Genomic DNA, 19864 nt, shown 5'->3' with positions numbered 1-19864 from the left:
CCGGAAGGAGCGACACCATGGACGAGTTCGACCGGCAGACCGCCGGTGGCAAGGTGCTCTGGCACTTCACGATGTCACTGGACGGGTTCGTGGCGGGTCCCGGCCACGGCATGGACTGGATGGCCGGCACCACGCACCGGCCCGGACTGACCGACGAGTACATCGAGACGACCGGGGCGGTCCTCGGCGGACGTGACGCGTGGGACCACTTCCCGAACGCCGACAACCTGTACGGCGGCGCGTGGACCGGGCCGGTGTTCGTGCTCACGCACCACCCCGGTGACGCCGTGCCGGCCGAGCGGGTCACGTTCCTCAGCTGCGACCCCGCCGAGGCGGTGCGGATCGCGCTGGCGGCGGCCGGCGGGAAGAACCTGGAGGTGCTGTCGGCCTCGATCGGCGCCCAGCTCCTGCGGCTCGGGCTCATCGACGAGATCGACCTGCACATCGCGCCGGTGCTGCTCGGCGACGGCATCCGGCTCTTCGACGACCCGGGCGGCGACCCGGTCCGGCTCAACCGGGTCGGCGCCGGCGAACCGACGGCCGCCGTGAACGTCCGGTACCGGCCCGTCAGGGACTCAGATCGGTAGGGCTGCGCGGTAACGGGCCGCGGCTCCACCGTGTCCTGATGCCGGCGCCGGTTCCGACGTCACGGACACACCACCTCTGCGAGGGAGAAGACCATGACGACGGTGACCGCGAGCGCGACGGTCTCACTGGACGGGTTCATCGCCGACGACACCGACGCGGTCGGACCGCTGTTCGACTGGTACGGCAACGGCGACGTCCCCTTCAACGGCGGCGACCCGCAGCGCGTGTTCCACGTGTCGGCCGCCAGCGCCGCCCACCTTCGCGACACCTGGTCGCGGATCGGGGTGGCGGTGATCGGGCGGCGCCTGTTCGACCTCACCAACGGCTGGAACGGCCGGCCCGCGGTGGGTGACCACGTGTTCGTGGTGACCCACCGCGCACCGACCGACTGGCCGTTCCCCGACGCGCCGTTCACGTTCGTCACCGACGGGCTGGAGAGCGCGATCGCGCGGGCGAAGGGCGCCGCCGGCGGCCGCGACGTGTCGCTGACCGGCGGCGACCTGCTCGGCCAGGCCCTGTCCGCCGGCCTCGTCGACGAGCTACGCGTCGACCTCGTGCCGGTCGTGTTCGGGCGGGGCGTGCGGCTGTTCGGCGCGTTCGCCGGCCCGCCCGCGCTGCTCGGTGACCCGGAGATCGTGGCGGGTGACCGGGTGACGCATCTGCGGTACGCGGTTCACACCAGGTGACCGGTGTCGTTGTAGGACACCAGGGTGGCCGGCCGTCCGGTCTCCCACTGGACGACGGTCAGCCCGCAGTTGTCGTGGTTCAGGCCCATCCAGCGCCACTCCGGTGCGTCGAGCACGTGACGCACGAACCAGCCGATCACGAACGCGTGGGTGACGAGGAGCTCGTCGCGGTCCGTCGGGCCGGCGACGCCGAAGTGCGCGACCGCCGCCCGCAGCGCCACGGCGTCGACGTCGCGCTCGTCGGCGGGTACGCCGTCGAGCCAGGGGTGCCAGCGCTGCGGGTAAGTGTCAGGGTTCGAGGGGACCGGCGTGCGGTCGGCTACGTGGTCGCACACGTGTGCCGGCACCCCGGGGAGGTGGCCGCCCACGATGGCCGCCGTCTCGGCGGCGCGGGCGAGCGGGCTGTGGTGGACCGCCGCGAACGGCACGGCGCGCAGCCGTCGGCCCAGCCGGTCGGCCTGCTCCCGACCCAGCGGGGACAGGCCGGCGTTCTCGGCGGTCGCCTGTCCGTGGCGGACGAGGAACAGCCGGGTCCGCGCCATCAGCCGAACCCGCGGGCGAGGTCGCGGTACCCGGCCGCGGCCCGCGCGCCGAGGTCGAGGCCGGGCAGGTCGAACCGCTCGGCGGACTCGGCCAGCTCGAGGTACCGGCGGTGCGCGTACTCGCGGCACGGCAGGCAGGTGACCGTGCGCGGCTCGGTCGAGGTCATCGCGTAGGGCACATCGAGGCCGCATCCGGTGGTGGCCCGGCTGGGCAGGTCACCCGCCAGACCGAACGTGGCGGCCGTCATCTCGCGGACCGCCACGTCGGCGTGGAGCTTGACGTCGACGTGGATGTGCGGGTCGGGTGGACTCACCCGTCATTCATACCGGTACCGGGGTCGCGGTTGCACATTGATGCACAACGCTCCCCGCGGATGGCGGGCAGGCGCTATACATTCCCCCATGCGAATCAACACGGGGGTCCGCTGGTCGGTGGTGGGCGCGGTGGCGCTCACGGTCAGCGCGCTGTCCCTGGTTCCCGCGCTCGCCGACGTCGGCGGCGCCGGAACCCGGGGCACCAGTATCCAGTCCACAGGTCCCGCACTCTGGGACGACTTCTCCGGCACCGAGCTCGACCGTTCACTGTGGAGCTTCGAGGTGACTGGCGGCAACTTCGCCACCACGAACCGCGAGCAACAGGCCTACGTCGACTCGCCGGAGACGCTCTACATCGACCATGACGACGCGGCCACCGGCGCGGTGAACGGCGCGCTGGCGATCCACCCCCGGTACCGGCCCGGCTTCCGGACACCGGCGGGGGAGACCTACGACTTCATCAGCTCCCGCATCACGACCAGGCACGTCGGCGAGTACGGCTACGGCTCCTACTCGGCGCGGATGAAGCTGCCGGCCGGATCCGGGCTGTGGCCGGCGTTCTGGGCGCTCGGCATCAACCACGGTCAGGTCGGGTGGCCCGACTGCGGCGAGATCGACATCATGGAGAACATCGGTCGTCCGGAGTGGACGTCGGCCGGGGTGCACGCGCCGGGCGTCTCGGGCCTGGGCGGTCAGCAGACGTTCGCCAACGCGACCGGGTGGCACGTGTACCGCGTCGACCGGTCGGCGGAGGGCATCGCGTTCTTCGTCGACGACCGGGAGTTCCGGCGGATCAGCCGGGCACAGGTGGAGTCCATGGGCACCTGGGTGTTCGACCAGCCGGAGTACCTGCTGCTGAACCTCGCCCTCGGCGGCGTGTGGCCGAACAGCGACAACAAGACGACGTCGCCGTACTTCGGGCTGCCACAGTCCACAGTGGACCGCATCGCGGCCGGCGCCGTACGGGTGCTCGTCGACTGGGTGTCGGTCGTGCCGGCGACCTCGCTGAGCTCGCGGGTCGAGGCCGAGGACGCGAACTGGCGCAGCGGCGTCGACATCGAGGACACCACCGACGTCGGCGGCGGCCGCAACCTCAGCCGGATCGGCAACGGTGACTTCGTCGCGTTCGACGCCCGCCAGTTCGGCCCCCGCACCACCGGGATGCGGCTGCGGGTCGCCTCGGGCGCCGGCGACCAGACCGGGACGATCTCGGTGCGCCTCGGCGGCCCCGCCGCACCCGCGATCGCGACGGTGCGCGTGGGCGGCACCGGCGGTTGGCAGGCCTGGCAGACGCTGACCACGCGCCTGTCACCGTCCCCGACGGGCCTGCACCGCATCTTCCTGACGTTCGAGAGCGACCGGCCGGGCGACTTCGTCAACGTCAACTGGATCGCCTTCACACGGCCGTGGATCAACGACCCGGAAGGCAGGGACTGATCCCATGGCGGACTTCGCCCGGGGCATGCAGTGGCTCTTCACGATCGTCGGCCTGCTCTTCGTCGGTGGTGCGGGCGCCGACGTGCTCTTCGACTCCGGTGGGTTCGGCACGCACAGCATCACCATGTCCTGCTCCTCCAACGGCACCCTGATGAACTGCTCGGGCCAGGTCGGCTCCCTCGACGACGAGGTGCGCCTGCAGACGGTCGCCACCGTCGGTGTCGGCCTGTTGCTGGTCGCCGCGATCATGGCCGTGACGGCCGGCGCCGCGGTGCGCCGGGTGCCGCAGTACCCGCAGTACCCGCCGTACGCCGGCCCACCGCCGGCGGGCACGCCGTACCCGGAACAGCATTTTCCGGTCCCGGCACCCTTCCCGGGCCAGCCCCCGACCGGCACCGCCGGCCCACCGGGGTCCGGCTGACGGCCCGACTTCCGGGCACGGATGAACCTCGAGGACCGACCGAGAGGTACTTCCGTGCCCGGAAGTCGTACACCGGCAGTGGCCCGTGATGCGGTCAGGGGTCCTCGCGGAGGAGGTCGCGCAGGAGCCGCTCGTCGCGGTCGTCGAGGTGGGTGACGAAACGGCGGAGCACCGAGGCGCGGTCGGGCTCGCCGTCGAGGAGGCGGCCCATCCGGTCGGCCACCAGGCCCGCGGCGTTGCTCACCGCGCCGTAACGGAACGCACGCCCGTCGCGATGGCGGGTGGCGGCACCCCTCTCATACAGTCGGGTCAGCGTGGTCACGACGGTGCTGTACGAGCGCGCCCCGGAGGGGCCCAGCCGGTCGCGGACCTCGGCGGGCGTCAGCGGCACCGCGGCCTCGGCGAGGATCGTGACGATCCGGGCCTCCAGCTCACCCGGCCGTCGCCGACCGGGGAAGCCCGGGGCGGCGGGACCGTTCGTCGCGCTCATCGCGCCGACTGTATCGGGAACGGAGAGGCATGTTCGATCACTTCCTCGTGTCGGTGGTGGTGGCACCGCCTCTGTTCGTGGCCCTGGTGTGGCTGGTCGCCGGGCGCATCGCACCGGCGCAGTCGGCGGTCGTGCTGGCCTGGTCGGCCGCGGCGGCGGCCGCGTCCAGCGTGGTGAACCTCGCGGTGTTCGCGGTGGTCGCGGCCGCCGAGATCCCGGCGGTGGGACGCGCGTTCGGCTGGTCGACGCGGATCGTCGCGGCCGACACCGCCCGGGTGCCGTGGGTGGTCTGGCTGAGCGTCGTGCTGCTGGTGGCCGCGGGAGTGTCGGTCGGCCGGCGCTGGACGGTGCACCGGCGGACCCTCGCCCGCGCCCGGGTCGAGTTCCCGAGCACCGACGGCGTGCTGGTCGTCGCCGACGGGGTGCCGCAGGCGTTCGCCGTGCCGGGCCGCCCGGGTCACGTCGTGGTGACCACCGGCATGCGCGACCTGCTCTCCGACCGTCACCTCGACGCGCTCCTCGCCCACGAGCGCGCCCACCTGACCGGCCGGCACCACCGCCTCGTGCTCCTCGCCGACCTCGCCGCGGCGGCCCACCCCGCCCTGCGGTGGGTGGCCCGCCAGGTCGACTACCTGGTCGAGCGGGCCGCCGACGAGGCGGCGGCGCGGCAGACCGGGAGCCGGCGCACGGTCGCGGAGGCGATCGGGGCGGCCGCGCTCGCGTCCACGGGGAACGCGCACGGCCTGAACGCCGCGACGCCCGGTGGGGTCGTGCCCCGCCGGGTCGCGGCGCTGCTGCGCCCGGGCGCCCGGACGAACCTGTGGGCGCTCGCCGTGCTGCCGGCCGGCGTGGCGGCGTTCACCCTGGCATGGACCGGCGAGGCCGTCTACGACCTGGTCGAGCTGCTGACCCTCGCGGCCCGCTGACCCGGCCCGCCGGCCCGGGAACTTGACGTCCGCGAGCCCGCAGCTAAGGTATGGCTGACCTAAGTTTTATTCGTCGATAGAAGATGGATCGACAGCGGTGACAGCCAGCTACCTCATCGGGCTGCGGGAGGGCCTCGAGGCCACCCTCGTGGTCAGCATCCTGGTGGCGTTCCTCGTCAAGAGCGGGCAGCGCGGCTACCTCCGGTACGTGTGGGCCGGGGTCGCGGCGGCGGTCGCGCTGTCGGTCGGCTTCGGCGCCCTGCTCACCTACACCAGCGCGCACCTGACCTTCGAACAGGGCGAACTGTTCGAGGCGGTCGCCTCCGTGGCCGCCGTGTGCTTCGTCACCTGGATGATCTTCTGGATGCGCCGCATGGCCCGCCGCATCGCCGGTGACCTGCGCGGAAAGCTCGCCGAAGCGATCAGGATGGGCCCGGTCGCCGTGGTGGTGATGGCGTTCCTGTCCGTCGCGCGCGAGGGCCTGGAGACGGCGCTGCTGTTCTTCTCGGCGGTGCAGGGCGCCACCTCGTCGGCGGGACCGCTGCTGGCGATCATCGGTGGCATCGCCACCGCCGTGGTCATCGGCGTGGTGATGTACGCGGGGGCGGTGCGCGTCAACCTCGGGAAGTTCTTCACGTGGACCGGGGTGCTGCTCGTCCTGGTGGCCGCCGGCATCCTCAAGTACGGCGTGCACGACTTCCAGGAGGCCGGCGCGCTGCCCGGTCTCAACGACCTCGCCTACGACTTCAGAGGCGTCTGGGCCCCCGACGCGTGGTACTCGGCGCTGCTCACCGGCATGTTCAACATCACACCCTCCGCCAGCGTGCTCGAGGTCGTCGCCTGGGTGGCGTACGCGGTCCCGGTCCTGGTGCTTTTCCTTCTGCCGCAACGGCCCGCCGCCGCGCCGACAACAGCGACCACAGCGACCCCGGCGCCCGCCGCGCCGACCCCGGAATAGGAGCATCATGCGAACACTGACCATCGGCGCGGTCGTGGTGCTGGCGGCGGGCCTCGTCGCCTGCGGCGGCGACGACGAACCCGAGGCCGGCGGCAAGATCGAGGTGACCGCCACCGACACCGAGTGCAAGGTCGGCCGCACCGAGGCGGCCGCAGGCACGGTGACGTTCGCCGTCAGCAACAAGGGCTCGAAGGTCACCGAGTTCTACGTGTACGCCGCCGGCGACCGGGTGATGAGCGAGGTCGAGAACATCGTGCCCGGCCTCAGCCGCGACCTGATCGTCGAACTGCCGGCCGGCACCTACGAGACCGCGTGCAAGCCGGGCATGAGCGGCAAGGGCATCCGGGGCGCGTTCACGGTCACCGGCGAGGCGAAGCCGCTCACCGACGACGCCAAGCTGGCCGCCGCCGCCGAGAACTACCAGCGGTACGTCAAGAGCCAGACCGCGACGCTGATCGTCAAGACGAAGGAGTTCGTCGACGCGGTCAAGGCCGGCGACAAGGAGAAGGCCAAGGCGCTGTTCCCGGTCGCCCGCACGTACTGGGAGCGGATCGAGCCGGTCGCCGAGATCTTCGGTGACCTCGACCCGCTGATCGACGGACGCGAGGCCGACCTGGAGCCGGGCACCGAGTTCACCGGCTTCCACAAGCTGGAGAAGGACCTCTGGGTCACCAACGACGTGTCGCAGAGCGGCCCGGTCGCCGACAAGCTCCTCGCCGACGTGCAGAAGATCGTCGACCTCGCCAACAGCGAGAAGCTCTCCCCGCTGCAGCTGGCCAACGGCGCCAAGGAGCTGCTCGACGAGGTCGCCAGCGGGAAGATCACCGGCGAGGAGGACATCTTCTCGCACACCGACCTGTGGGACTTCCGCGCCAACCTGGAAGGCTCCAAGGCCGCCGTCGCGGCGCTGCGCCCGGTGCTCGACGACCGCGACCCGGCCCTCGCGAAGACGCTCGACGAGAAGTTCGCCGCCGCCGAGGCCGCGCTCGACAAGCACCGCAAGGGCGAGGGTTGGAAGCTCTACACCGAGCTGACCGAGGCCGACCTCAAGGAGCTGACCGACACGATCAACGCGTTGAGCGAGCCGATCAGCAAGGTCGCCGCGGTGGTGGCGCAAAAGTAATGGACCGTCGGAAGGCCATCGGCCTCGCCGGGGCGGGCGCACTGGGTGCGGCCGCCCTCGGCGCCGTCGCCCTGTCCCGCGACGACGACCGGCCCGCCGCGTCCGCCGGCCCGGCCGACCCGGTCGCGTTCTACGGCCCGCACCAGGCCGGCATCACCACCGCGATGCAGGACCACCTGCACTTCGTGGCGTTCGACGTGGTCACGACCGACCGGGCGAAGCTCGTCGAGCTGCTGCAGAACTGGACCGCCGCGACCGCGCGCATGACCGCCGGCCTCGAAGCCGGTGCGCTCGGCGCGGTCCGCGGCCCGGCGTGGGCGCCGCCGGAGGACACCGGCGAGGCGCTCGACCTGCCGGCGGCCGGGTTGACGGTCACCGTCGGGTTCGGCGCGGGCCTGTTCCGTGACGCGCAGGGCCGCGACCGGTTCGGGCTCGCGGGACGCACGCCCGCGGCGCTGGCCGAGCTTCCGAAGTTCCCCGGTGACCAGCTCGACCCGGCGATCTCGGGTGGCGACCTGTGCGTGCAGGCGTGCGCCAACGACCCGCAGGTGGCCGTGCACGCCGTGCGCAACCTGGCCCGCCTGGGCATGGGGGTGGTCAGCGTCCGCTGGTCACAGCTGGGGTTCGGACGCACGTCGGTGACCTCGACGACGCAGACCACGCCACGCAACCTGTTCGGGTTCAAGGACGGCACGGCCAACCTCAAGGAGGAGGACGGCCCGCTGCTCGACGAGCAGCTGTGGGTGGCTCCCGGCGACGGTCCCGAGTGGATGGCCGGCGGCAGCTACCTGGTGTCGCGGAAGATCCGGATGCTGATCGAGACCTGGGACCGCACGCCGCTGGCCGAGCAGGAGGCGATCGTCGGCCGGTCGAAGGGCGTCGGCGCGCCGCTCGGATTGCCGAACGAGCACGACGAACCCGACTTCACCATCCGCGGCGACGACGGTGAGCCGATGATCCCCGAGGTGGCGCACGCGCGGCTGGCCCACCACACCAACCACAACGGCGCGCGGATGCTGCGGCGCGGGTACAACTTCGTCGACGGGTCCGACGGCTTCGGCCGGCTCAACGCGGGCCTGTTCTTCATCTCCTACCAGCGCGACCCGCGCCGCCAGTTCGTGCCCGTGCAGCAGGCGCTGGCCCGCCAGGACGTGATGAACGAGTACATCCGGCACGTCTCGAGCGGGCTGTTCGCCGTGCCACCCGGCGTGACCGCCGCCGACGACTACTGGGGCCGGAAACTTTTCGAGTGAACGGTGGGCCGTTCAGTCGATCCCCGGCCGCCGGATCGATGTGACCATTCTTCCACGTTCTTCGATGTCTTTCGCGTTCCGGTGTCCCGGCTCGACGGGGAGTCCGTGCACTGTGGACGGTGAACGGAGGGAGCTCTCATGCGCGCACGCAGATGGGCGGCGGCGGTCGCCCTGGCCGTGGTCGGGCTGCTCGGAACCACCGCGACCCCGGCCGCGGCCGACCCGCCGGGCGGCACCCTGCGCGGCGTCTACTACGACGGCCAGTTCTGCAACAGCTACGGCAGTGAAGGGGTACAGACCGGCCAGTGGAGCTGGTACTACTGCGAGTACCGCGTGTACAACCCGAACAACCCGGGCTTCTACTTCCTCTGGACGTTCACCTACTGATTGACGTGCGAAGCCACCGCCGGTCCCGGCGGTGGCTTCGTCGTCGGGTGGCGACGCACGGGTCGAGGTAGGGGCGCAGATGCGTGCGTGCACTCATGACGCACGACCGGTCGTCGTGGCCCACTGGCTTCCGTCGGTTCCGGGGTGGACCCGGCCCGTACGGGAGGAGTGCTGCGATGACGGTGGACAGTTCCGCCGCGGCGGTGGCCGGAGCCGTCGGCGGCGTGCTGGTGTCGGTGGTGGCCGGTGTCGACTACGCGACAGGCGGCGACCTGGTGGCGCACCACGGGACCCTGGCCGACGCGGCGCACGCGGTCGGCTTCGCGCTCATGGCGGTGGGCGCCCTGGCCGTGCTCGGCCGGTACCGGGCCGCGTCGAGCCGGTCGGGACGGGTGGCGCTGACGACGTTCACGACGCTGCTCGCGGTGTTCGCGGTGCTGTCGGTACCCGGCCTCGCCGACCGGTTGGACGTCCTGGAACCCGTGGCGGGGCTGTGTTTTCTCGGCATGTTCGGCACGGGGACGTGGGCCGCCGTCGCGTTGTGGCGGAAGACCCGATGTGACCGCGTGGGCGCCGCCCTGCTGGGCGCCGGGTCCCCGATGATCCTGGTGGTCGTGGCGCTGGACGCCCTCGGCTGGTTCCCCGTGCACGCGGCGCTCGCGGAGATCCCGGTGTACCTCGGAACCGGGCTGCTCGCGGTCGAGCGGCTGCGGACCGCGCGGCGACGCGTCGAGCCGCGGGTACATTGACGGAAGCCCTGGACACGCGGGACGGCGACATGGACCGTTGCGGATGGCGTCGAACGAGCGGTGTGCTGTGCGCGGGCGCCGTGACCCTGATGGTCGCGGCCCTCGCGCTCACCGCGCTGCGCCGGCCCGGGCCGGTACCCGCGGCGGAGCTGGTCCAGGCACTCGGGTTCGCCGGCTTCCCCGCCATGGCCGTGCTGCTCACCGCCCGCCGGGCCGACCCGCGCTACGCCGTCCCGTGGAGCACGGCGGCGCTGGGCTGGTCCGTGGTGATGGTCGCCGGCGCGGGGCCGGCCCTGCCGCTGCTGGGCACGCTCGGCGACCTCGGGTGGTGCGTCGCGGTGACGTCGACGCCGTTCCTGTTGCTGCTGTTCCCGGACGGCCGGGTGCCCGCCCCGCGCTGGCGGGTGCTGCCGCCGGTGGTGCTGGCCGCCGGCGCGGCGGCCTGCGTCGGGACGCTCATGACGCCGGGACCGGCGGGCACCGGGCCGGTCGACCGGTGGACCGTGTTGGGTGGCCGGCTCGGCCCGGTCGGTGAACCGCTGCTGTTCGCCTCGGTGCTGGTGCTGCTGGTGGCCGTCCTCGCCGCGATCGCCTCGCTGGTGGTGCGGTACCGGTCCGGGTCGACGCCGGTGCGCCTGCAGATCACGTGGGTGGCGTTCGCGGCGCTGTCGCTGGGGGTGCCCTTCGCCGTCCTGGGGCTGGCGAACGTGGCCGTCCCCGGCGTCTGGGGCGCGCTGCTGCTGGCCGTGCCGATGCTCGCGACCTGCGCCGCGGTGGCCGTCGCGGTGCTGCGTCACCGGCTGTACGACATCGACGTCATCATCCGGCGCACGGTGGTCTACGGGCTGCTGACCGCCGCGGTCGTCGCCGGGTACGTCACGGTGGTCGGCACGCTGTCGGCACTGCTGCAGGGACGCGCGCGGTGGCCGGTCGCGGTGGTGGCGACCGGCCTCGTGGCCGTGGCGTTCCAGCCGGCCCGGGAACGGCTGCAGCGCGCCGTGAACCGGCTGCTGTACGGCGACCGCGACGAGCCCCACGAGGTCGTCGCCCGGCTCGCGGACCGCCTCGCCACCACCCCGGAGCCGGCGGCGATGCTCCCGACCGTCGTCGACACGACCGCGCAGGCGCTGCGCCTGCCGCACGTGTCGATCTGGCAGGTCGACGGCGACGTCCTGCGGCCGGCCGCCACCACCGGCGGCACCGCGGGACCGGAGACCGGGGTCGTCGACGCGGCCGCCGCCGACCTCATCCGGGCCGCGACGGAACCCCTGCCGCGGATCGGCGGCGACCTCGGCGCCGCGCTGGACGCGGCCGGCGTGACGCTGGTCCTCCCGCTCCGGCACGCCGGCGACCTCGTCGGCGTGCTCTGCGCCGCACCCCGCCGGCGCGGCGAGGACTGGTCGGACCCGGACCGGCGCGCCCTCACGCAACTGGCCCGCCACGCCGGCGCCGTCGTGCACGCAGACCGGCTCACCGCCGCCCTGCGGCGCAGCCTCGGTGACCTCACCCGCTCGCGGGACGGGGAGCGACGGCGCATCCAGCGCGACCTCCACGACGGACTCGGCCCGACCCTCGCCGCGATCCGGCTGCACGTGGAGACGTGCCTCGACGCCGGCACCGCCGCACCCGAGTGGCTGCGCCGCGAGCTCGAGCGCATAGACGAGCTCGTCGGGCAGGCCGGCTCCGACGTGCGGCGGCTCGTGCACGGGCTGCACCCGCCGACGCTCGACCAGCTCGGCCTGGTGGCCGCGCTCGACCGGCAGGTGACCCAGTTCGGCCGCGACACCGGCATGACCACCCGGTTCACCGGCGAGGCCGTCGGCGACACCCCGGCGGCCGTCGGGATCACCGTCTACCGGGTGACCCAGGAGGCGCTGACCAACGTGGCCAAGCACTCCGGCGCGGCCTCGGTCGACGTCGCCCTCTGGCACCACGACAGCCACCTGCACCTGCGCGTCGACGACGACGGAGCCGGGCTGCGCCCGGGCGCCGGCGGCGGCGCCGGCCTCGGCGGCATGCGTGACCGCGCCGCGTCCGTCGGCGGAACCCTGACCCTGGACCGCCGGCCGGGCGGCGGCACCCGGCTGACGCTCACGGTCCCGAACGCCGCGGAGCCGTGATGGACGCGTCCGTGCGGCTCGTCGTCGTCGACGACCACCCGCTCTTCCGCGAAGGGGTGGAGAGCCTCGTCGCCCGCACCGACGACCTCGTGCTCGTCGGGCAGGGCGCCACCGGTCACGACGCGGTGCGGCTCGTGCGCGACCTCGCCCCCGACATCGTGCTCATGGACCTGCACATGCCCGACCTCGACGGCATCGCCGCCACGCGGTCGATCACCGCGGCCCACCCCGACACGAAGGTCATCGTGCTCACGATGCTCGACGACGACGGGTCCGTGCTCGCCGCGATCCGCGCCGGCGCCCGCGGCTACGTGCTGAAGGGCGCGGAACGGGGTTCGCTGCTGCGGGCGGTGCGAGCGGTCGCGCGCGGCGAGGCGCTGCTCGGCGAGGCGGTGGCCAAGCGCGTCCTCGACCAGCTCGCGGCCGGTCCGCCGTCGGCCGCCGTCGATCCGGACATCGACCGGTTGACGCCGCGGGAGCAGGAGGTCCTCGGCCTCATCGCCGCCGGGCTGCGCAACCACGACATCGCCACCCGCCTGTTCATCAGCGAACGCACCGTCGGCAACCACATCACCAGCATCTTCCGCAAGCTGCAGATCGCCGATCGGGCGCAGGCCGTGATCCGCGGCCGCCGGGCGGCCCTCCACCGCGACGACGGGCCTTAGGTCCCGATCCCGGGGGTAGGGGTGCTCTAACCCGCCGAGGATGGGTGCCGCGCCGCGCGCGGTCCGGTAGAACTGGGGAGGGCTCGCGAAGATCCTTCAGGAGGAGACGAGACGCATGACCGCTGTTACGCACCAGCACCCGACGCTGAAAGCGCTCGCCGCACCCGGTGACGAGGAGGTCGCCCAGCTCGACGCGTGGTGGCGTGCCAACAACTACCTCACGGTCGGCCAGATCTACCTGCGGGGCAACCCGCTGCTGAAGGAGCCGCTGACAGCGGAGCACATCAAGCCGCGCCTCCTCGGGCACTGGGGCACCAGCCCCGGCCTGTCGCTGATCTACGCGCACGTCTCGCGGCTCATCCGGCTCACCGGGCAGGAGGCGATCTACCTGGCCGGGCCGGGCCACGGCGGGCCGGCGCTGGTCGCCGCCGGGTACCTGGAAGGCACCTACAGCGAGATCTACCCCGACGTGACGCTCGACGAGCCGGGCCTGCTGCGGCTGTTCCGCCAGTTCTCCAGCCCCGGCGGCATCCCGAGCCACGTGTCGGTGACGACGCCCGGGTCGATCCACGAGGGCGGCGAGCTCGGCTACGTGCTGGTGCACGCCTACGGCGCCGTGATGGACAACCCCGACCTGCTGGCGGTGGCCGTCGTCGGTGACGGCGAGGCGGAGACCGGTCCCCTCGAAGGGTCCTGGAAGGGCGTCTCGTTCATCAACCCGGCGCGCGACGGCGCCGTGCTGCCGATCCTGCACCTCAACGACGCGAAGATCGCGGGACCGACGGTGCTCGGCCGCAAGAGCCGCGACGAGGTCCGCTCGCTGCTGGCCGGGCACGGCTACGACGTCATCGAGGTCGAGGGCTCCGACCTGCCCGGCATGCACCACCGGTTCGCCGCCGCCCTGGCCGAGGCGTACGGGCGCATCCGCGCCATTCAGCGGAGCGCGCGCGACGGTGACTGGGACGGCACGCGACCGACCTGGCCCCTGATCGTCCTGCGGTCGCCGAAGGGCTGGACCGGGCCGGAGAAGGTCGACGGGATCACCGTCAGCGGCACGTGGCGCTCGCACCAGGTACCGCTGTCGGGCGTGCGGGAGAACCCCGACCACCTGCGCGTCCTCGAAGAATGGCTGCGGTCGTACAGGCCCGAGGAGCTGTTCGACGAGTCGGGCGCTCCGTCCCGGTCCATCAGAGAGTTCGCGCCCGACGGCGACCTGCGCATGAGCGCGAGCCCGCACGCCAACGGCGGACGCCTGACCAGGGATCTGGACCTTCCCGACTACCGCGACTACGCCATCGACGTGCCCACGCCGGCGACCGTACGCGCCGAGTCGACGCGCAAGCTCGGCGAGCTGATGCGCGACATCTACACCCGCAACCCCGACCGGTTCCGCCTGTTCTGCCCCGACGAGACCAACAGCAACCGGCTCGGCGCCGTGTTCGAGGTCTCCGACCGGGGGTTCATGGAGCACGTGACCGCGGACGACACGGCCATCGGCCGCGACGGCCGGGTGATGGAGGTGCTCTCGGAGCACAACTGCCACGGGTGGCTGGAGGGGTACAACCTCACCGGCCGGCACGGCATGTTCGCCACCTACGAGGCGTTCGCGATGGTGTCGGCGTCGCAGACCGTTCAGCACGGCAAGTGGCTGCAGGAGGCCGCGCACCTGCCCTGGCGCGCCAAGGTGCCGAGCCTGAACATCCTGCTCACGTCGACCGCGTGGCGCAACGACCACAACGGCTTCTCGCACCAGGGTCCCGGGCTCATCCAGGTGGTGCTCAACCAGCGCGGCACCGTGTCGCGGGTCTACCTGCCGCCGGACGCCAACACCCTGCTGTCGGTGGCCAACCACTGCTTCCGGTCGCGGTCGTACGTCAACCTGATCGTCATCGACAAGCAGCCGCAGCTGCAGTGGCTCACGATGGACGAGGCGATCGAGCACACCGCGCGCGGCGCCGGCATCTGGGACTGGGCCGGCACCGACGCCGGCGACAGCGATCCTGACATCGTGCTCGCCTGCGCCGGTGACGTGGTGACGATGGAGACCGTCGCCGCGGCGCAGATCCTCAAGGAGAAGCTGCCCGGGTTCAAGGTGCGCGTGGTCAACGTCGTGAACCTCATGACGCTCACCCGGCCCAAGGACCACCCGCACGGCATGAGCGAAACCCAGTTCACCGAGCTGTTCACCGACACCGTCGACGTGGTGTTCGCGTTCCACGGCTACCCGGGCGCGATCCACCAGCTCGTGCACGGCCGGCCCGACGCCGACCGGTTCCGCGTGCGCGGCTTCATCGAGGAAGGCACCACCACGACGCCCTTCGACATGACCGTGCGCAACCGCGCCTCGCGCTACCACCTGGTGATGGACGCGATCAACAACGCCAAGCGGCTGCCCCGCGGCGCGACCGCGCTCAAGGAGTGGTGCGAGGCCCAGCTGACCCGGCACCAGGAGTACGTCGTCGAGCATCTGGAGGACATGCCCGAGGTCCGCGACTGGTCGCTCGGCGACTGGGCCGAGCGCGGCTGAACGGAGGTGGGTCGACCACCCGTTCGCGGGTGGTCGACCACGTCCGCGTCATGCCTTGAGCAGGTACCAGGCCGGCGCCGCCAGCACGAGCATCTGCGCCGCCTGCACCACGTCGAGCGCGACGCCGCCCAGCGCGAACACGCCGACGGTCAGCACGAGGAACGCCACCGGCAGCCAGCGCGGCACCGACCGGGCCCGCCACAGCGCGGCCATCAGCACCAGCGACCCGATCGTGAAGAGCAGGAACCCGGCCATCTGCAGGCCCATCAGGTGGCCGGGGTTGTCCTCGGCGAACGAGAGCAGCGCGGTGCCGGCGTCGGCCGGGATCGCCGCCGGCTCGGTGGCGTACCAGAAGACCGTGCCGGCCGCGACGATGCCGGCCGCGAACGCCACGCCGCCCAGCCCGGTGAGGAGCGCGCCGACGGTCGCCCACGCCGCCCCGCGGGCCGGAACGAGCAGGCACACCACGAGACCGGCCGTCACACCGACGACGCCGAGCGCCAGGCCGTCGAGGACGCTGCCGAGCCAGCCGGCGTCGCGGTTCGGCGCCAGGTCGGAGTACGAGAACGCGTCGCGTTCACCCCACGGCTGCCAGAGCACCATGGCGGCCACCACGACCGCGCCCAGCGCGAGCAGCGCCGACAGTAGGGCCACACGGCCGCGGCCGGTGGTGACGGGGGTGAGGGTCTCGGTGGACATCGGTTCCTCCTGCGGATGGGTGCGGATGTCCGAACCGTAGGGACGCGGCGGCGGCCGGCCATCGGTGCCGACCCGGGAGGTCGGCTCCGTACCAGTACGGATCCTTTCCGGGCGGCGCGGCCTTACAGTGCCGTCATGAGACGCGTCGCCCTCGCGACCGCGCTGCTCACGGGTGCCGTGCTCGGCGTGACCGGCGTGCTCGCCGCCCGTGCGCCGGTACCGGCGGTCTGGATCTACCTCGGCCTCGTGGTGGCCGTCGCGCCCGCCTCGGCGGTGCTCGGCGTGGTCATCGCGCGGCGCCGGCCCGGCAACGTGGTCGGCCTCCTGCTGACGCTCGTCGGACTCACGGTCGCGCTCAACGGCGGCCGGGACGTGGCGTGGTGGTACGTCGCCGAGACCCGGCCGGACACGCTGCCGTCGCTCGATTGGCTCGCCGCCGCGGTCGACCAGAGCGCCGTCTGGATCTTCATCGCCGTCGGGCTCCTGCTGCTGTACTTCCCGGACGGGCGGCTGCCCGGTCCGCGGTGGCGGTGGATCCCGCCGACGCTCGTCGCGTGCGCGGTGCTCGACCAGGTCGCCACGGCGTTCGACACGTTCCCGTTCCGGGCACCGATGGAGGACGTGCCGCGTCCGTGGCCGCCACTGCCGCTGGCGCTCCAGGTGCCGGCGCTGGCCGTGTTCGTGCTCCAGCTGGTGCTGGTCCTGGCGTGCGCGGCGTCGCTGGTGGTGCGGTTCCGGCGGTCCGACGCGGTGCGCCGCGCGCAGATCAAGTGGCTGGCGCTGGCCGGCATGGCGATCCCGCTCTACCCGGTGGGATGCCTGCTGGAGATCCTGCTGTGGGGCCGTCCACTGTGGATGAGCGCCGCGATCGGGTTCGCCGGCCTGGTCGGTATCCCGGTGGCGACCGCCGTCGCGATGCTGCGGCACGACCTGTACGACGTCGACCGGGCGCTCGCCGCGACCGTGACCTACGGGCTGGTGTCCACGACGCTCGTCCTGATCTACGCGGTGAGCTCGGTGGTCGGCGGGGTCGTGCTCGGCCGCGACTCGGCCGTCGCCGCGGCCGTGGCCACCGCGGTGTGCGCGGTCGCGTTGACCCCGTTGCGTACCCGGCTGCAGCGCGCCGTCGACCGGCGGCTGTACCCGGTGCGGCTGGCCGCGTTGGCCGCCGTCGAGGCGCTCGGCCGCGACACCCGCGCCGGCCGGTCGCGGCCGGAACGGCTGGAGGCCGTGCTGCGCGACGCGGTGCGCGACCCGGACCTGCGGGTCGGCTACCGGGTGCCGGGCGACACCGGGTACGTCGACATCGACGGCGCGCCGGTTCCCGCCCACGGGGCCGTCGGCGTCGAGCTTGGCGGCGAGCCGATCGGGGTGCTCCGGGCGTCGGCGCACGTGCGTCCCGAGCTGCTGCGCCAGCTGGCCGGGTCGGCGGCGACGCTGGTCGAGGTGGTCCGGCTGCGGCTGGAGGTCGCGCGGGCGCTGCGCGAGGTCGAGTCGAGCCGCGCGCGGTTGGTGCAGGCGGGGGACGCCGAACGGCGCAAGCTGGAACGGGACCTGCACGACGGCGCGCAGCAGCGGCTGGTGTCGCTCGGCATGGCGTTCCGGCTCGCGCAGCGGCACCTCGACGACGGCACCGTCGACGTGAACGGCCTCCTCGACCAGGGCGTCGCCGAGCTGGGTACGGCGCTGGCCGAGCTGCGCCGGATCGCCTACGGCCTGCGTCCCGGACGCCTCGACGACGGCCTCGACGCCGCGCTCGCCGAACTGGTACGCACGGTTCCCCTCGCGATCGACCTCGACGTGTGCGCGTTCTCCAGAGGGGATGCGCTACCCGACGACATCGCCACCACCGCCTACTACGTGGTGAGCGAGGCGGTGACCAACGCGGTCAAGCACGCCGACGCCGGCCGGATCGGGCTGCGGGTCAGCCGCGACGACGGCCGGCTGCTGGTGAGCGTCAGCGACGACGGGTGCGGCGGCGCGAGCCTGTCGACCCGCTCGACCATCGCCGACCGGGTGGCGGCGCTCGGGGGAACGCTGCGGGTCCACAGCCCGCACGGCCGGGGGACCACCGTGGAGGCGGAGCTGCCGTGCGCATCGTGATCGGCGAGGACTCGGCGCTGTTCCGGGAAGGGCTCGCGAAGCTGCTCACCGACGCCGGTCACGAGATCGTCGCCAGGGCCGACGACGCGCCGTCGCTCGTCGCGTCCGTTCTCGAACACCGCCCGGACCTGGCCATCATCGACATCCGCATGCCGCCCGACCGTACCGACGACGGCGCCCGCGCCGCCCGGCACCTGCGCGCGCACGACGCGCGCCTGGGCATCGTGCTGCTGTCGCAGCACCTGGAGACGCGGTACTCGGTCGACCTCGCCACCCACGGCCACTTCGGCTACCTGCTCAAGGACCGCGTGTTCGACGTCGACGACTTCCTCGACGCGCTGCGGCGCGTGGCCGCCGGCGGCTCGGCGCTCGATCCGGAGGTGGTCACCGGCCTGCTGCGTCCGCGCCGCGACGACCCGCTCGCGGCGCTGACGGCCCGCGAACGCGAGGTGCTCGCACTGATCGCGGAGGGCCGCACCAACCGGGCGATCGCGCGGCGGCTGTGGCTGACCGACCGCACGGTGGAGACCCACGTCGGCAGCATCATGACCAAGCTCGGCCTCGTTGACAGTGACGAGGACAACCGCCGCGTGCTGGCGGTGCTGGCGTATCTGGGTCCGCGATGACTCTCCGAAAGGGGTCCGCATGAAGCTGGCAATCCGGGCCGGTCGGCTCTTCGACGGCGTCGCCGCCGAGCCGGTCGAGCACCCTGTCGTGCTGGTCGACGGTGGACGCATCGTCGCCGTCGGGTCCGGTACCGAGCCACCGGCGGAGGCGGAGGTGGTCGACCTCGGCGCGGCCACCCTGGTGCCCGGCTTCGTCGACTCGCACGTCCACCTGGTCTTCGACGCGTCGACGGACCCCGTCAGCAGGCTCTCCGACCTCGACGACGACCTGCTGCTCGACGAGATGCGGGCGCGGGCCCGCCAGGCGTTGGCGGCCGGCATCACCACGGTCCGCGACCTCGGCGACCGCGGGTACCTGAGCCTGCGCCTGCGCGACGAGCTGGCCGCCGACCCGACCGCCGGCCCGCAGGTGCTCGCCGCCGGCCCGCCGATCACCACCGGCCGGGGGCACTGCTGGTTCCTCGGCGGCGAGACCACCGGCGGACCCGACGCGGTCCGGGCCGCGGTGCGCGAGCGCGCCGCGCGCGGCGTCGACGTGGTCAAGCTGATGGCGACCGGCGGCGAGCTGACCCCGGGCACGTCGTCGCACCTGGCCCAGTTCGCCGTCGACGAGCTGGCGGCCGCGGTCGACGAGGCGCACCGGCTGGGCCTGCCGACCACCGCGCACGCCCACGGCGCGACCGGCATCGCCAACGCGGTCGCCGCCGGCGTCGACATGATCGAGCACGGCACGTTCATGACCGCCGACAGCATCGAGCCCGACCCGGCGCTGATCGCGGCGATCGCCGAGGCCGGCATCCCGATCGGCGCGACCGTGGCGCAGAAGCCGAAGCCCGGGGTCACGCCGCCGCCGCGCATCCTCAAGCTGCTGCCGCTGATCGTCGGGCTGTTCCGCGAGTTCCGCGCGGCCGGGATCCCGATCGTGTGCAGCAGCGACTTCGGCATCGGGCCGCTGAAGGAACCGGACTGCCTGCCGTACGGCCCGACCCAGCTGGTGACGTTCCTCGGCGACGCGCCGGCCGACGCGCTGCGGGCGGTCACCTCGCTGGCCGCGGACGCCTGCGGGCTCGGCGACCGCAAGGGCCGCCTCGCCGCCGGGTTCGACGCCGACGTGGTCGCCGTCGACGGCGACCCGCTGGCGGACCCGGCGGCGCTGACCGCCGTGACCGCGGTGTTCCGGGCCGGTGTCCGGGTGCCCCTACCCCGGTAGGCGCGCGGCGATCTTGGACGGTAGTGCATCGATTGGCGG

20 protein-coding genes are annotated in these 19864 nt (G+C 73.1%); 16 read left to right on the top strand and 4 right to left on the bottom strand.

Annotated elements, in window-relative coordinates:
* The first annotated feature begins 17 nt into the window (after positions 1-17).
* Together Voc01_RS41830 and Voc01_RS41825 are read left to right on the top strand one after the other, a co-directional pair.
* Positions 18-587, top strand: coding sequence for a dihydrofolate reductase family protein (locus tag Voc01_RS41830; protein ID WP_203933277.1), 570 nt, complete (start codon positions 18-20; stop codon positions 585-587).
* Between the two features lie 93 nt (positions 588-680).
* The gene (locus tag Voc01_RS41825) at positions 681-1274 is read left to right on the top strand and encodes a dihydrofolate reductase family protein (RefSeq protein ID WP_203933276.1); all 594 of its coding nucleotides are present in this window, start codon (positions 681-683) and stop codon (positions 1272-1274) included.
* Here the strand turns inward: Voc01_RS41825 and Voc01_RS41820 are convergent.
* Both Voc01_RS41820 and Voc01_RS41815 read right to left on the bottom strand, forming a co-directional pair.
* Positions 1262-1816, bottom strand: a complete 555-nt coding sequence (locus Voc01_RS41820) for a histidine phosphatase family protein (RefSeq protein WP_203933275.1) — start codon at positions 1814-1816, stop codon at positions 1262-1264. The genes Voc01_RS41825 and Voc01_RS41820 overlap by 13 nt on opposite strands.
* Positions 1816-2130, bottom strand: a complete 315-nt coding sequence (locus tag Voc01_RS41815) for a hypothetical protein (protein WP_203933274.1) — start codon at positions 2128-2130, stop codon at positions 1816-1818. Before Voc01_RS41815 ends, Voc01_RS41820 begins: the two co-directional genes overlap by 1 nt.
* Before the next feature lie 88 nt (positions 2131-2218).
* Here Voc01_RS41815 and Voc01_RS41810 point away from each other — a divergent pair, with 88 nt between their 5' ends.
* Together Voc01_RS41810 and Voc01_RS41805 are read left to right on the top strand one after the other, a co-directional pair.
* Complete coding sequence (locus tag Voc01_RS41810; RefSeq protein ID WP_203933273.1) at positions 2219-3568, top strand: carbohydrate-binding protein; 1350 nt, start codon at positions 2219-2221, stop codon at positions 3566-3568.
* Positions 3569-3572: 4 nt separating this feature from the next.
* Positions 3573-3989 carry a hypothetical protein gene (locus Voc01_RS41805; RefSeq protein WP_203933272.1) on the top strand — a complete coding sequence of 139 codons (417 nt, stop codon included), beginning with the start codon at positions 3573-3575 and terminating at the stop codon, positions 3987-3989.
* A 94-nt stretch (positions 3990-4083) separates the two neighbouring features.
* On the opposite strand, the gene Voc01_RS41800 is transcribed toward Voc01_RS41805, so the two are convergent.
* Positions 4084-4479 carry a BlaI/MecI/CopY family transcriptional regulator gene (locus tag Voc01_RS41800; RefSeq protein ID WP_203933271.1) on the bottom strand — a complete coding sequence of 132 codons (396 nt, stop codon included), beginning with the start codon at positions 4477-4479 and terminating at the stop codon, positions 4084-4086.
* 29 nt (positions 4480-4508) lie between these two features.
* Between Voc01_RS41800 and Voc01_RS41795 the strand changes: the two genes are divergently transcribed.
* The 9 genes from Voc01_RS41795 (at position 4509) to Voc01_RS41755 (ending at position 15187) form a co-directional block, all read left to right on the top strand.
* The gene (locus Voc01_RS41795) at positions 4509-5405 is read left to right on the top strand and encodes a M48 family metalloprotease (RefSeq protein WP_203933270.1); all 897 of its coding nucleotides are present in this window, start codon (positions 4509-4511) and stop codon (positions 5403-5405) included.
* A gap of 97 nt (positions 5406-5502) precedes the next feature.
* Positions 5503-6363, top strand: a complete 861-nt coding sequence (efeU, locus tag Voc01_RS41790) for an iron uptake transporter permease EfeU (RefSeq protein WP_203933269.1) — start codon at positions 5503-5505, stop codon at positions 6361-6363.
* Between the two features lie 7 nt (positions 6364-6370).
* The gene (efeO, locus tag Voc01_RS41785; RefSeq protein WP_203933268.1) at positions 6371-7486 is read left to right on the top strand and encodes an iron uptake system protein EfeO; all 1116 of its coding nucleotides are present in this window, start codon (positions 6371-6373) and stop codon (positions 7484-7486) included.
* A complete protein-coding gene (gene efeB / locus Voc01_RS41780; RefSeq protein ID WP_203933267.1) occupies positions 7486-8739 on the top strand; it encodes an iron uptake transporter deferrochelatase/peroxidase subunit in 1254 nt (417 codons plus the stop codon). Before efeO ends, efeB begins: the two co-directional genes overlap by 1 nt.
* A 138-nt stretch (positions 8740-8877) precedes the next feature.
* Positions 8878-9126 (top strand): hypothetical protein, encoded by a 249-nt coding sequence (locus tag Voc01_RS41775; protein WP_203933266.1) that lies wholly within the window; start codon positions 8878-8880, stop codon positions 9124-9126.
* Positions 9127-9302: 176 nt separating this feature from the next.
* Positions 9303-9875, top strand: a complete 573-nt coding sequence (locus tag Voc01_RS41770; protein ID WP_203933265.1) for a hypothetical protein — start codon at positions 9303-9305, stop codon at positions 9873-9875.
* Positions 9876-9964: 89 nt separating this feature from the next.
* Positions 9965-11995 carry a GAF domain-containing sensor histidine kinase gene (locus tag Voc01_RS41765; RefSeq protein ID WP_239160886.1) on the top strand — a complete coding sequence of 677 codons (2031 nt, stop codon included), beginning with the start codon at positions 9965-9967 and terminating at the stop codon, positions 11993-11995.
* Positions 11995-12660 carry a response regulator gene (locus tag Voc01_RS41760; protein WP_203933263.1) on the top strand — a complete coding sequence of 222 codons (666 nt, stop codon included), beginning with the start codon at positions 11995-11997 and terminating at the stop codon, positions 12658-12660. Before Voc01_RS41765 ends, Voc01_RS41760 begins: the two co-directional genes overlap by 1 nt.
* Before the next feature lie 115 nt (positions 12661-12775).
* Entirely contained in the window at positions 12776-15187 is a 2412-nt protein-coding gene (locus Voc01_RS41755; RefSeq protein ID WP_203933262.1) for a phosphoketolase family protein, read from the top strand.
* A 48-nt stretch (positions 15188-15235) separates the two neighbouring features.
* Here Voc01_RS41755 and Voc01_RS41750 read toward each other — a convergent pair whose 3' ends face one another.
* Complete coding sequence (locus Voc01_RS41750; protein WP_203933261.1) at positions 15236-15886, bottom strand: hypothetical protein; 651 nt, start codon at positions 15884-15886, stop codon at positions 15236-15238.
* A gap of 135 nt (positions 15887-16021) precedes the next feature.
* Here Voc01_RS41750 and Voc01_RS41745 point away from each other — a divergent pair, with 135 nt between their 5' ends.
* The 3 genes from Voc01_RS41745 to Voc01_RS41735 are packed head-to-tail and all read left to right on the top strand — an operon-like array spanning position 16022 to position 19825.
* Entirely contained in the window at positions 16022-17989 is a 1968-nt protein-coding gene (locus tag Voc01_RS41745) for a sensor histidine kinase (protein ID WP_203933260.1), read from the top strand.
* Positions 17977-18615 carry a response regulator gene (locus Voc01_RS41740; protein ID WP_203933259.1) on the top strand — a complete coding sequence of 213 codons (639 nt, stop codon included), beginning with the start codon at positions 17977-17979 and terminating at the stop codon, positions 18613-18615. The genes Voc01_RS41745 and Voc01_RS41740 overlap by 13 nt, the downstream gene beginning before the upstream one ends.
* 19 nt (positions 18616-18634) lie before the next feature.
* Positions 18635-19825 carry an amidohydrolase family protein gene (locus Voc01_RS41735; RefSeq protein WP_203933258.1) on the top strand — a complete coding sequence of 397 codons (1191 nt, stop codon included), beginning with the start codon at positions 18635-18637 and terminating at the stop codon, positions 19823-19825.
* The last annotated feature ends 39 nt before the right edge of the window (positions 19826-19864 follow it).

Source organism: Virgisporangium ochraceum (assembly GCF_016863655.1).
Taxonomy (GTDB): domain Bacteria; phylum Actinomycetota; class Actinomycetes; order Mycobacteriales; family Micromonosporaceae; genus Virgisporangium; species Virgisporangium ochraceum.
Note: the sequence above shows the minus strand (reverse complement) of the source record. Positions and strands in the feature narration are given on the sequence as shown.

Coding starts and splice junctions, on each gene's coding strand:
- Voc01_RS41760 (WP_203933263.1), top strand. CDS start 11,995: ATGGACGCGTCCGTGCGGCTCGTCGTCGTCGACGACCACCCGCTCTTC.
- Voc01_RS41775 (WP_203933266.1), top strand. CDS start 8,878: ATGCGCGCACGCAGATGGGCGGCGGCGGTCGCCCTGGCCGTGGTCGGG.
- Voc01_RS41810 (WP_203933273.1), top strand. CDS start 2,219: ATGCGAATCAACACGGGGGTCCGCTGGTCGGTGGTGGGCGCGGTGGCG.
- Voc01_RS41770 (WP_203933265.1), top strand. CDS start 9,303: ATGACGGTGGACAGTTCCGCCGCGGCGGTGGCCGGAGCCGTCGGCGGC.
- Voc01_RS41755 (WP_203933262.1), top strand. CDS start 12,776: ATGACCGCTGTTACGCACCAGCACCCGACGCTGAAAGCGCTCGCCGCA.
- Voc01_RS41750 (WP_203933261.1), bottom strand. CDS start 15,886: ATGTCCACCGAGACCCTCACCCCCGTCACCACCGGCCGCGGCCGTGTG.
- Voc01_RS41800 (WP_203933271.1), bottom strand. CDS start 4,479: ATGAGCGCGACGAACGGTCCCGCCGCCCCGGGCTTCCCCGGTCGGCGA.
- Voc01_RS41820 (WP_203933275.1), bottom strand. CDS start 1,816: ATGGCGCGGACCCGGCTGTTCCTCGTCCGCCACGGACAGGCGACCGCC.
- efeO (WP_203933268.1), top strand. CDS start 6,371: ATGCGAACACTGACCATCGGCGCGGTCGTGGTGCTGGCGGCGGGCCTC.
- Voc01_RS41830 (WP_203933277.1), top strand. CDS start 18: ATGGACGAGTTCGACCGGCAGACCGCCGGTGGCAAGGTGCTCTGGCAC.
- Voc01_RS41825 (WP_203933276.1), top strand. CDS start 681: ATGACGACGGTGACCGCGAGCGCGACGGTCTCACTGGACGGGTTCATC.
- Voc01_RS41745 (WP_203933260.1), top strand. CDS start 16,022: ATGAGACGCGTCGCCCTCGCGACCGCGCTGCTCACGGGTGCCGTGCTC.
- Voc01_RS41795 (WP_203933270.1), top strand. CDS start 4,509: ATGTTCGATCACTTCCTCGTGTCGGTGGTGGTGGCACCGCCTCTGTTC.
- Voc01_RS41735 (WP_203933258.1), top strand. CDS start 18,635: ATGAAGCTGGCAATCCGGGCCGGTCGGCTCTTCGACGGCGTCGCCGCC.
- efeB (WP_203933267.1), top strand. CDS start 7,486: ATGGACCGTCGGAAGGCCATCGGCCTCGCCGGGGCGGGCGCACTGGGT.
- Voc01_RS41805 (WP_203933272.1), top strand. CDS start 3,573: ATGGCGGACTTCGCCCGGGGCATGCAGTGGCTCTTCACGATCGTCGGC.
- Voc01_RS41765 (WP_239160886.1), top strand. CDS start 9,965: ATGGTCGCGGCCCTCGCGCTCACCGCGCTGCGCCGGCCCGGGCCGGTA.